Origin of the sequence: Microcystis sp. M113S1 (assembly GCF_020246945.1) — a bacterium.
Classification (GTDB): domain Bacteria; phylum Cyanobacteriota; class Cyanobacteriia; order Cyanobacteriales; family Microcystaceae; genus Microcystis.
In genome coordinates this window covers 1-13,573 of the sequence record NZ_JADBSA010000367.1, presented here as the reverse complement: position 1 = coordinate 13,573, position 13,573 = coordinate 1, and the positions used below count along the sequence as shown (strand labels likewise).

General features: G+C 43.1%; 13 protein-coding genes, 2 pseudogenes and 1 other annotated feature. Of the genes and pseudogenes, 8 read left to right on the top strand and 7 right to left on the bottom strand.

Annotation, left to right across the window (positions count from 1 at the left end; translation table 11 throughout):
- The 4 genes from IM319_RS18595 to IM319_RS18580 form a co-directional block, all read left to right on the top strand.
- A partial coding sequence (locus IM319_RS18595) for an RNA-guided endonuclease InsQ/TnpB family protein (protein ID WP_287736538.1) occupies window positions 1-693 on the top strand: 693 nt, incomplete at its 5' end.
- Between the two features lie 61 nt (window positions 694-754).
- The gene (locus tag IM319_RS18590) at window positions 755-2,437 is read left to right on the top strand and encodes an alpha/beta hydrolase (protein ID WP_287736537.1); all 1,683 of its coding nucleotides are present in this window, start codon (window positions 755-757) and stop codon (window positions 2,435-2,437) included.
- Window positions 2,438-2,571: 134 nt separating this feature from the next.
- Window positions 2,572-3,123 (top strand): DUF2854 domain-containing protein, encoded by a 552-nt coding sequence (locus IM319_RS18585; RefSeq protein WP_287736536.1) that lies wholly within the window; start codon window positions 2,572-2,574, stop codon window positions 3,121-3,123.
- Window positions 3,124-3,885, top strand: a complete 762-nt coding sequence (locus tag IM319_RS18580) for a sulfite exporter TauE/SafE family protein (protein WP_286825422.1) — start codon at window positions 3,124-3,126, stop codon at window positions 3,883-3,885.
- 178 nt (window positions 3,886-4,063) lie between these two features.
- On the opposite strand, the gene IM319_RS18575 is transcribed toward IM319_RS18580, so the two are convergent.
- On the bottom strand, window positions 4,064-4,732 hold the full coding sequence (locus IM319_RS18575) for a hypothetical protein (protein ID WP_286825421.1): 669 nt from the start codon (window positions 4,730-4,732) through the stop codon (window positions 4,064-4,066).
- Between the two features lie 163 nt (window positions 4,733-4,895).
- Between IM319_RS18575 and IM319_RS18570 the strand changes: the two genes are divergently transcribed.
- Entirely contained in the window at window positions 4,896-5,597 is a 702-nt protein-coding gene (locus IM319_RS18570; RefSeq protein WP_287684814.1) for a DUF3120 domain-containing protein, read from the top strand.
- A 116-nt stretch (window positions 5,598-5,713) separates the two neighbouring features.
- Window positions 5,714-6,751, top strand: a complete 1,038-nt coding sequence (locus IM319_RS18565; RefSeq protein WP_425185257.1) for an FHA domain-containing protein — start codon at window positions 5,714-5,716, stop codon at window positions 6,749-6,751.
- 345 nt (window positions 6,752-7,096) lie between these two features.
- On the opposite strand, the gene IM319_RS18560 is transcribed toward IM319_RS18565, so the two are convergent.
- The 5 genes from IM319_RS18560 to rplJ all read right to left on the bottom strand — a co-directional run bounded on the left by IM319_RS18560 (window position 7,097) and on the right by rplJ (window position 10,149).
- Window positions 7,097-8,089, bottom strand: a complete 993-nt coding sequence (locus IM319_RS18560; RefSeq protein ID WP_004162767.1) for a 30S ribosomal protein S1 — start codon at window positions 8,087-8,089, stop codon at window positions 7,097-7,099.
- A 232-nt stretch (window positions 8,090-8,321) separates the two neighbouring features.
- Entirely contained in the window at window positions 8,322-8,837 is a 516-nt protein-coding gene (gene nrdR / locus IM319_RS18555; protein WP_149986344.1) for a transcriptional regulator NrdR, read from the bottom strand.
- Window positions 8,838-8,964: 127 nt separating this feature from the next.
- Window positions 8,965-9,060, bottom strand: a complete 96-nt coding sequence (locus tag IM319_RS18550; RefSeq protein WP_071823417.1) for a photosystem II reaction center protein T — start codon at window positions 9,058-9,060, stop codon at window positions 8,965-8,967.
- A 104-nt stretch (window positions 9,061-9,164) separates the two neighbouring features.
- Window positions 9,165-9,557, bottom strand: coding sequence for a 50S ribosomal protein L7/L12 (rplL, locus tag IM319_RS18545; RefSeq protein ID WP_002781111.1), 393 nt, complete (start codon window positions 9,555-9,557; stop codon window positions 9,165-9,167).
- A 43-nt stretch (window positions 9,558-9,600) separates the two neighbouring features.
- Window positions 9,601-10,149 carry a 50S ribosomal protein L10 gene (rplJ, locus tag IM319_RS18540; RefSeq protein WP_002737633.1) on the bottom strand — a complete coding sequence of 183 codons (549 nt, stop codon included), beginning with the start codon at window positions 10,147-10,149 and terminating at the stop codon, window positions 9,601-9,603.
- A gap of 102 nt (window positions 10,150-10,251) precedes the next feature.
- Window positions 10,252-10,369, bottom strand: a sequence feature (ribosomal protein L10 leader region).
- Window positions 10,370-10,825: 456 nt separating this feature from the next.
- On the opposite strand from rplJ, the gene mgtE reads away from it, so the two are divergent.
- Window positions 10,826-12,232, top strand: coding sequence for a magnesium transporter (gene mgtE / locus IM319_RS18535; RefSeq protein WP_287736534.1), 1,407 nt, complete (start codon window positions 10,826-10,828; stop codon window positions 12,230-12,232).
- Between the two features lie 248 nt (window positions 12,233-12,480).
- Here mgtE and IM319_RS18530 read toward each other — a convergent pair.
- Window positions 12,481-12,888: pseudogene (locus tag IM319_RS18530) on the bottom strand (DUF4277 domain-containing protein); the annotation flags it as partial.
- Window positions 12,889-13,354: 466 nt separating this feature from the next.
- Between IM319_RS18530 and IM319_RS18525 the strand changes: the two are divergent.
- Window positions 13,355-13,573: pseudogene (locus IM319_RS18525) on the top strand (hypothetical protein); the annotation flags it as partial.

Genomic DNA, 13,573 nt, shown 5'->3' with positions numbered 1-13,573 from the left:
TCTTCCGATCTATCAGAGTTGCACAGTCAGTCATCGGACGGTAAAGCCATAGGAATCGATTTAGGACTTAATCATTTTGCTATTACCAGTAATGGCAGTCAATATGATAATCCTAGACATTTAGCCAAACATCAACGTAATCTAAAACGCAAACAACAAAAACTTTCTCGTAAAAAGAAAGGAAGTAACAACCGTCAAAAGGCTAGAGGTAAAGTAGCTAAAGTTCACTCTAAAATCTCAAGATGTCGTGAGGATTTTCTCCACAAGCTATCCCGTAAGATAGTTAACGAAAACCAAGTTATTGCTGTAGAAAACCTCAATGTTAAAGCCATGGTACCCAATCATAATTTAGCTAAGGCCATTAGTGATTGTAGTTGGGGAATGTTTTGTACAATGCTTAAATACAAGGCAGAATGGCAAGGAAAAACCTATATTGAAGTTGATAGGTTTTTCCCTAGTTATAAGACTTGTCATGTCTGTCTAAATCAAGTGGGTAGTTTGCCGCTTGATGTTAGAATATGGACTTGTGAGCATTGTCAGACAACTCATGACCGGGACATAAATGCGGCAATAAATATTCGAGATGAAAGCTTACGGATATTGTCGTTAGGAACTAGCGATACTGCCTATAGAGGGGATGTCAGACCAAAATCTGGGCGTAAGTCCGTCTTGAGGCAATCCCCCGTGAAATAGGAAGCTCTCAACGACCTTGAGAGTAGTTCACATATTGTCATTTACCCTAGCCAAAAACCGCATGATTAGCCATAGTTTACAAGGTCGTTTTCCCAGAAATAATTCCACCCGTCGGCTGCGAGCTTTCCTCCTAAGTCTTTTCGCTGTGGGTATGACCGCTTTACCCCTAAAAGCCGCTGAAGAAATTGAATTTGTCTATACTCCCCTCGTCTTTTCTGTATCGGTAGCATCCCTAGAAAATTTTGCTAAAGAAGGAAAGATTGATGCTAATTTAAAAAGATTTCTTGCCAGAACAACTCCCGAAGCAAGAGAGAAGTTTCGTGAGGCTTTATTAACAAAAATTGACATCGATCCTATTTTACTATCTCGTTTTTTTAATAGTGTGATGGGTGCTGATATGCTCTATCGTTTGGGCAAAGGCATCACCATTGAAGGGGGAATTAATGGTAAATATGCCCTGCGGGGTGCGCTTGTTAGTGCCGCTTTTGATCCAGGAGGATTAACCCTTTTAAATGTGCTGAAAAAATTCCCCAATAATATACAGTTACAGGGGGAAGAAATCCTCGGATTAGCTAAAACCATCGATTATGCGGTTTATGTGGCGGAAATATTTATCAAAGATATGCGCCTCTGGACTGCCGAGGAAACCGCTGCCGTTAAACCAGCGATTAATTATGCCAGTTTACCCGATTTGCGTCAGCGCGGTAGCTTTCAGGTAAAAAAAGAAGTTTGGAACCTAACCGATAGCAGTCGCAATCGCAGTTTATATGTGAATGTTTATATCCCGCAAACTTTCCGAGAAGGCAAAACACCTGTAATTATTTTTTCCCACGGATTAGCCTCGCGACCGGAAGATTATGCCCAAGCAATTGAACATCTAGCTTCCTACGGATTTTTAGTAGCGGCACCGCAACACCCTGGCAGTGATATGAAATACCTACAAGGAATGTTAGGGGGGTATTATCGCAATATTTTTGATGGCAATGAGTTTATTAATCGACCCAAAGATATTAGCTTTGTCATCGATGAATTAGCAAGACGTAATGCTAGTCAATTTCAAGGTAAACTTGACCTAACTAATGTGGGAGTAGCGGGTCATTCCTTCGGGGGTTATGCGTCTCTAGCTGTTGCCGGCGCACAAATTGATTTTGATAATCTCGCCCAAGATTGTAATCGTCCTTACTCCGGGATTAATATCGCTATTTTACTGGAATGTCGCGCCCTAGAATTGCCTAGACAGGTCTATAATTTTCGCGATGAACGAGTCACGGCTGTCTTTGCAGCTAATCCCGTTAACCGCAGTATTTTTGGGGAAAAAGGTTTAAGTAAAATCTCGATTCCTGTCCTCTTGGGTTCGGGAAGTTATGACCCGGCAGCTAATCCAATTTTTGAACAGGCCATTCCTTTTACTTGGTTAAAAACGCCGGATAAATATCTGGCCATGGTGGAGGGACAAGCTCATGTAAATTTTACAGAATTGGATGCAGGAATGCAAAAAACCCTCGAGTCTGTGGTCAATATCACTTTACCCGATCAAAATTTAATCGAGAATTATACGGGAGCTTTATTGGTGGCTTTTTTTGAAGTTTATATTGCTGATAATGAAAAGTTTCGTCCTTTTCTTCTGTCTAGTTATGCAGAATATCTCAGTCAGGGAAAAAAGTTTAAATTAGACTTTATTACTGCCGCTTCTGACCAGAAATTATCTCAATTAATTGAGAAATTGCGAGTACATCGGCAATAGGCAATAGGCAATAGACACTAATTGCCTTCAGTAGCTAATAACTGAAAAATCTCCCCACTGCCCATCTGCAAAAAAGATTCTTTTGAGTTGTATAATCTCTAAAGGATTAGCGTACTCAAGAAAAAAATTATTTCATGCTCAGGAAAATTAGACTATCATACTTTGGCTTAATTTTAGGCAGTATTTTAACGGTTATCGGGATTATCGGTTATGCCCAAGGTAACGCCACGGTCAATTTAGCGGGGTTTTTCTACGGATTACCGTTATTATTGGGAGGTTTAGCCCTAAAAGCTTCAGAAATCAAACCTATACCCTTCAGTCAACCCACTAGCCCCGAAATCTTGCAATTGCGCCAACAACAGGCTACTATCACCCAAACCAAACTTCGCAAGGATGTCACCCGCTATCGCTACGGACAGGAAGTGCATCTGGATGAAGCCCTAGAAAAGCTGGGATTAAGCCCCACGGACGAGGAAAGACCGACTTTAGTGGCAATTCGTGAAACTGCTGTTGATTCCGCCTATTGTCTCACCCTAGAATTTGAATCGCCCCTTTTACCCCTAGAAAAGTGGCTGGCAAAACAAGAAAAAATCGAAAGATACTTTGGACCGGGAATTAGCGCCGAAATTAAGCAAGTTGACGAGGAAAAAATTGATTTAGCCCTAATTACTATCCCTAACGCCTAAATGCTCACGCCTATTCACTATGGCTTCCTAGCAATCGCTGCCGTGGCTGCCGGCTTAATTAATGCTCTTGCCGGTGGCGGTAGTCTGATTACTTTTCCGACGCTGATGGCGGTGGGTATCCCACCGGTAATGGCAAATGTGACTAATACCGTCGCTTTATGCCCCGGTTATCTGGGGGCAACTCTCGCCCAAAAAAAAGACCTGCACGGGCAACAAAAACGGATTCAGTTATTGCTACCATCGGCAGTTATTGGCGGCATTATCGGTGGTATTTTGCTGTTAAATAGCAGTGATCAAGTATTTGATCGCCTGATTCCTTTTCTGATTCTTTTAGCGGCAGCTTTATTGGCTTTTCAAGATACTTTACGCTCTTGGTTGCAGCGGCGACAGGGAGATAAAAAGGGCAATATCCCAGAAATTTGGGCGGTTTTACCCATCGCTCTCGCTTCAATTTATGGTGGTTATTTTGGAGCGGGTTTAGGTGTGATCGAGTTGGCAATTTTGGGCTTATTTCTCAAGGATAATCTCACAAGATTAAATGCTTTAAAACAGTTGCTTTCTTTGGTGGTTAACGTGGCGGCATCTTGGTTTTTTCTCTTTTCTAATCAGGTATATTGGTCGGCGGCGATAGTGATAGCAATTGGCTCTTTAATTGGGGGTTTATTGGGTGGAAAACTAGCTAGAATTATCTCTCCTAGTTATCTGCGCTGGACTGTGGTAATTCTGAGTATTATTACCGCTACAGTTTATTTTCTTCGTTAACAAAATGTTTGTCAATAAGGTGTTTTATTAATGGAGATTGATAGATTTTTTCCTAGTTCTCAAACCTGTTCTAATTGTCTCTATCATACCAAATCCGCAAGGTGGGCGTAAGTCTATCTTCAGGCATTCCCCCGTGAGTTCAGAAGCCCCGACAATCTGGACCAGCGGGTAGTTCACCCTAAAAAGATTGTCCCACTTCTAAGACTTTCGTTTGCCCGTTGCGAGACAAAATAACCTGTTGACTACCAACTTCCACTAAAGTCCAACCGTTGATAAATTCCCCCGGAGAAATACGCATAGTTATCCCCTTATTATCAAATAAAGCCGAAGATCGATCGCCTAAATCCATCACCCCCACCAGGGTATTTTTAACCTGATTATTGGTAGGAATAACCGCTGCCAACGGCCGATTCACTTGGGGGGCAGCCGGTAATGGTGGCGCGGAAATGTCGGGATTTGGGGGTGTAACCGGGACAAGTTTGGCGGTAGTTGGAGGAGTTTGGGGATAAACGGGAACGTAAATTCTTTCTATGATCTGGGGACTATTATTAACCGGTAAATTAGCAGGGGGTGGTGGTGGAACTGTGGCTACCGGAGAAGGGTTATTTTGGGGATCAGGATCAGGATCGGGGGATGAAGTTTGACCTTGGCGATCGATAATAGCAAGGGATGATTGCAGATAGGCGATAAACTTTTGCTCTTCCTGGGAAATCGGGCCATTTTGAGAGACAGGGGCATTTTTTTGACTGATTAGCCATGCCACCACCCAACCTAGATAGACGCAAGCAATGACAAAAATAACTTTATCTAGGGGCATTCTCGGATTTTCTTCATGGCCCGCTGCCATATTTTTTGCACTCCTCGATCGCTGCTGTCGTTTCGATTCTAACAGGATAGCGCATTGCCAAAAACAATTTTTTAATTTCCCCAAATCCCCCTAGGGGGGATATAGTAGAAAGAGAATGATGTATCTTAATATAAGTAAAGTTTTGTAACAATTCTGAAATCCTTTGCTCAACTCTACCCTAGTCCCCAGCAATTCCGATCGCCTGAAACCCCTAGTCCCTAACTGGGAAAAATGTCAATCCGTCTTTTGGACAGCAGCATTTCTGGTATCAGTCCCCGTGTTCGTACAAGCGCCCCTAGTGCGCTACTATCCCGAAATTAGCCTAGGTTTAACCGTTTTCTGGGTGGGTTTAGGGATTTGGCTACTCAAACAAGCAAAAATCAGTCTTTGGGGGGATTTACTTTTGGGCTTTAGTTGGAGTTGGTTAGCCGGTTCTCTGTACTGGGGTTGGTGGCGTTGGGAACCCTTGATCCATATTCCCATGGAAGCGATCGGGCTGCCCTTTGTTCTCTGGGGATTATGCAAAGGTCGCGGCAAAGTGGGTAATCTTTTCTATCTCGGTTCTTTGTTAGGAACCGCCATCACCGACCTATATTTCTATCTAACGGGACTAATTCCCTACTGGCGACAATTAATGACCGTGGAACTAGACCCCAACCTAGTAGCACCGATATTTGATAACGCCTTGGCCCAAATTCAGACCCCCTGGGGCATCAGTTGGGCGATCGTGCTGCTCAACCTGCTCTTAGCGATCGGTATCTATCCTTTGCAAAAACGGTTATACTATTGGTGGGCATTTAGCGGAGCCGTATTGAGTACAATTTTAGTCGATGGTTTATTTTGGATTACCGCTTCTCTGGCCTAAGGGTTTTCCTGGCTAATTCCCATTTCTACCTACCTACTTAGATATATGAAAATGTCTGGAATGTGAGGTATAAAATGTGTAGTTACTATCACCCATCTATTACTGCTGATCTACCCGTGGATATACTAGGACAAAATCCTTATTTACTACTCCATACCGAGAAGGGAGAGCGTTTTTTCCCTCTCGTGGGGAGACCTTGCTGGACAATCGGACGGGGCAAAGATAACGATATCGTCATTAAAGATCACTGTATCTCCCGCAATCACGCTATTTTACAATCCACGGAAACAGGAGATTTTTATCTGATCGATCTCGGTAGTCGCAATGGAACTTTTGTTAATGGCAGAAGGGTAGCCATTCCCGTGACTATCCATGACAAAGATCGGATCACCTTTGGCAAAACCGCAGTGCAGTTCCATCGTCCTACTCCCACTAATATAGGCAAGCAACCGCGCAATTTAGAATCGGATACCCCCACCTCGCCCCTCCATGAACGTCGCTTAACATCGGTGATGGTGGTGGATATACGAAATTTTACGGCTTTAACGAGGCAATTAGACGAAAAAGTGCTTTCTTCTCTGATTGGCAATTGGTTTCGCCATGCCGGGAGTATTATCCGCAGTTCCGGCAGTTGGGTAGATAAATATATTGGTGATGCGATCATGGCCATCTGGTTTCACGGTCAACAGGAAGTCAATCAAGACGATATCTTGCAAATTTTCCAAGCAATTAGCCAAATATACAAGATGACCCGCGTCTTAAGCGAAGAATATCCCTTACCCTTTACATTACGCATCGGTGCGGGAGTGAATACCGGTTATGCCATGGTGGGCAATACTGGCAGCGGTGAACATCCAGATTATACGGCGATCGGCGATACGGTCAACGCCGCTTTTCGTTTAGAGTCGGCTACTAAAGAAATGGGTAGGGATTTAGCTATCGGAACAACTACCTACAGTTATCTCATCGGTTTACCCCATCTCCACCAAGCTTTTGATCAACATACCGTCAGTCTGAAAGGATACGACGATAACACTATTACCTACGGAACCGCTTTCGATGACTTGGATCGTTTCCTCGATGCCAACAGTAGTGAGGAGATGACCGGAATTACAGGATTTGCCAGCAGTGTCGGTTTTCAGGATTTAAATTAAACGGGGAGCAGCCAACTTTTTTGCTGTGATCAGTAAACGTAATCAGTGAAAAGACAGTAGGAAACTTCTATTTAGAGCTTGCTGAATAAATCTAAAAACCTTGTTGGGTAAGAGTTTTAGACTTTTTTTCCCTCAAAAAGTGCCGATCATTGGAGTGATCGGGGGGAAAATTCAGGTACTTTTTCCCTGAAAATTAGGTAATTCACTCCCTCAAAATCAGTAAAACCCTACACCCTACACCCCACCCCCACCAACAAACTTTTTGCCGCAAACCCTATTTAATACTGTACACTTAAAACTCAAATCTGATAACTGATAACTGATAACTGATAACTGATAACTGACCTACTCCTCGGTGGCAGCGAGAACTAAATCTTCCTCCTCCAAGGCGGGAGGACCTTCGATTTCTGCGACTACTTCCGAGACAGTGCGGCCTTCCGCTTCCGCTAGACGTTTTTCTCGGTATTTAATCGCCATTTCTTCCGCTTTTTCAAACACTAACGGGCGATTTTTCAGCATATCTCCCGGTTCGGGTTCTAATTGTTTAGTCGAGAGGGAAATGCGACCTCTTTCGGCATCGAGATCGATAATCATCACTTTTAACTCATCATTGACATTGAAAACCGTGTGGGGGGTGTCAATGTGATCGTGAGAGATTTCGGAAATATGCAGTAAACCACTGACTCCACCGATATCGATGAAAGCACCGTAGGGCTTAATTCCGCGCACGGAACCGATTACCACCTGTCCCACGGCTAAACCGTTCATCTTGCGTTCCACTAAAGCGCGACGATGACTTAAAACCAGACGGTTGCGATCCTCATCCACTTCTAAAAACTTTAAGGGCAATTCCTGACCAACTAAATCCTCTTTCGCCTCTCTGGTGCTAATGTGAGAACCGGGGATAAAGCCGCGGAGACCTTCAATCCTGACTAATGCCCCACCACGGTTAGTGGCAAAAACATTTGAGCGCACGGTAGCATCTTCTTTTTGCAATTGACGCACCCGTTCCCAAGCGCGCATATATTCAATGCGACGGATCGACAGGGTTAGCTGTCCATCTTCATTCTCGTCGGTAAGGATGAAAAATTCCCGTGTTTCGTTAGGTTGTAAAACTTCTTCGGGATTATCGACGCGGTTGATCGACATCTCCTGCACGGGGATAAAAGCGGCGGTTTTAGCACCGATATCGATGAGCGCTCCCCGGGGTTCCATGCTGAAAACAGTCCCGGCGACAACATCTCCCGGACTGAAATGATAATCGTATTTGTCTAGAAGGGCGGCAAAATCTTCATGGGTAAAGCCTATGTTTTTGTTTGCGGTTTTTTGGGTGGTCATGTACGTTGTTTGGGCCTCGGAATTTCCGTAGGTTTTTCCTCCTATGTGATGTACAGTTTCTAAAGAAAGGAGATACCTCCCAATTTAGTTTCTAGGCAGGGCCTAGGGGATGAACTGCCGCATCCGGCTTTCTTGCAGGCAATTCGCCTCAAGAATGACTTTTAAGAATCTAACCAGAGCTTGGGCTTTAAATAGCACAAGGGATCCTAATTATAACTGAATCGGGGACTATTTAAGATGAGGTGATCACGCTGGCTTCTTCTGCTTGAGACCAAGAAGGATGAGCGCGTTCGATTTCGGAGGATTGCAGCAGCGCTAAAGCGGCGATAAAGTCTCTAATTCCCTGAAAATTGCCGTAAACCGAAGCAAAGCGCACATAGGCCACTTCCGATTCTTGCCGGAGGTATTCTAGGACTAATTGACCGATCTCCTGACTTGTTACCTCCCGTTTTGAGTCTTGCTGCAGACGGGATTCGATATCATTGACGATCGCCTCTAATCTTGAGGGGGGAATGCCGGTTTTTTCGCAGGCGCGGACGATACCCCGCAGCAGTTTGCAGCGATCAAAAGATTCCCGTTTACCATCTTTTTTAATCACCGTGATCGGCACGAATTCGATGCGCTCGTAGGTGGTGAACCGATATTTACACTGTAAGCATTCACGACGACGACGAATGCTCTGACCGTTTTCGGAGGAACGGGACTCTAAAACGCGACTATCGGTATGCTGACAATTAGGACACTGCATAGGAGGCGCTCGGTGAGGTGAACCTTTAATTTAAGCCTTTAAATACGAAAACCAGAGCCGCTAACCTGCTTTGGACAAGCGGGCGGCTCAGGGAAGAAAATTATTAAGTTAAACGGAGTTAAGAAATTTACTTTTGAATCCGGGGAGGTTCCCGGAAGGCGATGGCGAAGAAAATTACCGCCAAGGCCATAGTTAAAACCAAAATGTAAGCGACGCTTTCCATGGTTGGACATCCTACAAGATTGCTATGACAATCCTATAGTATCAGGAAATGAGCTTTTCGGCTTGTCTGGGGATGTAATCTAGCTCCCCAGAATCAGTGGCGATCTATTTAACGCTAACTTTTGCCCCAGCATCTTCCAGTTTTTTCTTGACGGCGGCGGCATCATCTTTGTTGGTGCCTTCTTTAACCGCTTTGGGAGCTGCTTCTACCAGGTCTTTCGCTTCTTTGAGTCCTAAACCAGTCAATTCGCGCACTACCTTAAGGATAGCAATTTTCTTGTCGGCGGGAACTTCTTCAAGAACGACGTTAAATTCGGTTTGTTCTTCCACAGCTTCAGCAGCAGCCGCAGGAGCAGCCCCGGGGGCAGCCATAATTATGCCACCAGTTGGAGCGGCGGCACTAACTCCGAAGGTTTCTTCGATACCTTTGACTAATTCGGCAGCTTCTAAGAGGGTAAGGGTTTTGAGTTTTTCTAAGATTTCAGCTACAGCAGACATGGGTTAGACTCCTAATTGTTTTAAGTGATTGATTGGCGCGGTGTTAGGCCGCTTCTTTTTCTTCTTGACGGGCCACGGCATCGACGGCACGGGCCAAAGATGCGGGAACTTCGTTGATGCTGCGGGCCAGTTTGGTGGCAATGGCGTTGATTGCTCCAGCGGCCTGAGCGATTAACTGTTCTTTCGACGGTAAATCGGCGATCGCTTTGATCTGATCTTCTGTTAACAGTTGACCTTTGGTCCCTTCTTTGAGGACACCGCCGCGCAATTCAGTTTTTTTGCTTTCTTTTTTGAACTCTTGATAGGCCTTGAAAGCTCCACCGATATCCTCTTTTACGAGCAGAAAGGCGGATGTTCCCGATAAAAGGCTTTTCATCGGTTCCCAGCCACTATCCTCAGCGATCGCCAAGCCCATCAAAGTATTTTTGGTGACTTTACAAATCGTTCCCGTGGGGCGCAATTTGCGGCGTAGATTGCTGATTTCGGCGACGGTTAAACCTTGATAGTCGATGACCATCGTTAATTGAGCTTCGCTCAGGGAGGTTTTTAATTCTTCTAGAATTACTCCCTTGCTTTCTCTGCTTCTCCCCATCCCTTGTTCACCTCCTGTATGCGGGGGACCGGTTCCACAGACAGGCGCAAAAATAACCCCTTGTAGCGCCGGGGTTGAGTGGAGAGAATCCAGTTCAGGCACGACCAAGACAGAAAATATCTCTCTTTAGTCTTTTTGGCTGCTGTTTTCTCGCTTTGACCTCGGCAGGGTATTTAAGCTGTTTCGCACCTGCTGTCTTTGGCTTAAGCCAGTCTTTTATTATAACATTATTGCGGGATTTATGTCAAGCCCCGGGAAGGAGCGAGGGAGGCGATCGCATCTAAGACTAAATCCTGTTTTGAAAAGGTAACCGAAAAACTTTTTGCCGCAAACCCTACATATCAGGACAGGCACTCATGCAAGAGGCAAAAGGAGGAATAGATAATCGGTCTTTAATAACCGGATTTAGTCTGAGATCAAAAGTTTTCGTTTTCAGGAGTCGGTCGTTAATATAAAATTAGGTTACAGTTCTTGATCAGAAACGCTGTATCTAATTCAGTCTCAGGAGAAAGTCTTTCTGTTGATTGAGCTTTTTTAATCTAGCTTTTCAAGACGCAGAATCAGCTTGGTTCATTTGTTCGCTTGTGCCACTCTACTTTCTTCGCTTACAATCCTTTTGTATCCTCCATCAATTTTTCGAGCTTCCCTTTTTAGTTACCTTACCCAATTATCAATTATGAATAACACTGAAATCAACTTTCCCAAAGGCTCTAAGAGTGACCTAAGAGATGTGATCACAAATCAGTTACTCATTTTTTTAGAAGCCCAAAATTATGACGCAGCTAAAACTCTATTAATTCCCGTCGCTTCCGTGGATATAGCAGAAGCGATTGCGGATTTACCTAAAACCCTACAAATCATTGCTTTCCGACTTTTAAATAAATCTCAAGCCATTGACGTTTATGAACATTTAGATAGAAATACCCAATACTTATTAATTGAAAAGTTTAAAGATGCGGAAGCACCTGAAATTATTAATAATATGTCTCCTGATGATCGAGTCAAGTTATTTGATGAGTTACCTCCTCAATTAGCGAGGACTTTAGTGGCTCAATTATCCCCTGAAGAAAGAGAGTTGAATGCTTTATTGTTCGGGTATTCTGCTGATACAGCAGGGCGAATTATGACCCCGAAATATATCTATGTCAAAGAAACTGTTACTGCCAATGAAGCTCAAGCTAAAATCAGAAATTTAGCCGATAAGATTGAAGTAGCTTACTATATCTATGTGACAGATGATAATAAGAAATTACAAGCAACCTTATCTTTAAAAGATTTAATTGTTGCTAAACCAGAAGCGATAATTTCTGAAATTATGAACAGAAATATTATTTATGCCTATACCGATACCGACCAAGAAGAAGTCGCTAAATTGATTCAACGCTATGATTTATTAGCCTTGCCAATTGTTGATAAAGATGAAAACTTATTAGGGGTAGTTACGGTAGATGATGTCATCGACATTTTAGAGGAAGAAGCAACTGAAGATATTTATAAAATGGGAGCAATTAACACGGAATCTGATGATCAAAATTACTTTAAATTGGGCTTGTATAAAATCACAAAAAAACGAATACCATGGTTATTAATTTTATTAATCACGAATTCTGCAACAGTTTTTTTAATGAGTAATTTTGAGGAAGTGTTAGAAGAAGTAGTTACCTTAGCCTTTTTTACCCCATTATTAATTGATGCAGGGGGAAATATAGGCGCACAGTCATCGACCGTTGTTATTAGGGGATTAAGTACTGATGAATTAAGAGATAAGAAACCGTTTTCAATTATTGTGAAAGAGTTAATAACAGGGGGATTATTAGGGATCATTTTAGCCGTCATTGTGATTGCTATGGTTTTCGTATTCTTAGGTAAACCAGAGATTGGTTTTATAGTGGGAATTAGTTTAATTGCTATCTCAATTATTGCAGCGACGACAGGTACAGCATTACCTTTTATCTTTAACAAAATGGGATTTGATCCTGCTTTAATGTCTGCTCCTTTTATCACGACAGTGGTTGATGTTTTAGGAATTTTTATTTATTTCAGTATTGCTCAATTAATCCTAAAGGAAAGTTTGAGAAATTGATGGGCAAGGCAAAAAGATTAGGCCAATTCAAGTCTGAATTGGCGCTCCATAACTTGCCCAGGGTTATATCCTTGAGCGCTCGATAATTTTTAATCCTCAATCCCTCAATTCCAGCCATTATTTAGTCCCGTTTCTCATTACTAAAGTAATTTGAGCAATTTCTCCCCGGAGAATATATAGTATAGACTGATTCTAAGTAGGGAGACACAATTATTTGTAGGATGGGTTAGCGGTAGCGTAACATAATCTGATAGAGAAGTCGAATCTAAATGGCAATTCTCGGTTGCTACACCAAATTTTTTCACGGCGGCTAAACTGATGAGTAGGAAAATGACCGAAACATTAAGTTGATAAAGTTTGTCCATTACTCGACCAATTTTATCATCATTCAAGTGCTTGGGTTCGATGCCCTCTCCCAGCAGATGTTCGGTTGCTTTATCTTCAAAAAATTGAGGAAATAAATACAAGGCCCCGGAGACAAATCCCAATCCGTTCAGGATAATTGCTTTCACGACTTGCCCCGCTGTGACAATTTCTCCTCGCTCAATTGAGACTTGTTCGTTGATAATTTCAACGATTCCTATTTCATCGATAATTCCAGCTACTAATCCCAGATGGTCTAGATTTTTGACTTCAATTTCTGTTGATTGATTCATGGTCGAACAGTCCACTCGCCTAGGTTTTGCAACAATTCCTATTTTTTCATAATTAGGGGTCTCAAGACCCCCCTAGCGGCCACCGAGAAAACCTTCACCAGCTAAGTATTTTTACTCAAGTCTCTGGAGGGGGACAGCTTATGTGACAGTTGAGGGTGCGGAATGTGGGATACAAGGGCTAGAGCAACTTTTGATTTCAACTACTAGGGTGCGGAATGTGGGACTAAAATAAAATACTGTTTTTTCGTCGCAAACTTATGATAGGATGTACCCACAAGTGGCTCAGAAATTAAACGGGCAATTGTTCCCTAAGGTAACTTAACGCGATGTGCAACTTACAACGATCAAATCAGGATTTCAGACTACTCACCGATTTTTCTGGTTTCTGAAACCCTTATAAATCAAGGACTAAAAATTAGTTGCACATCGCGTAACTTAACATTTTTGCACAAGATGAGGTGGAATTATGCCCTTGTTTGTCGGAACACCAAACGATGACCTGCTCATTGGCACTATAGACCGGGACACACTGCAAGGTTTAGATGGTAACGATACCCTGAACCCTGGCCGCGGCTCTGATGACGTGGATGGTGGTAGCGGTATTGATGTCTTAGAAGTCGATTACTCAGGTTTAACCACCGATATCCGTCAATTTACCACCTCTTTTTCCACCAGTGGTAACAGT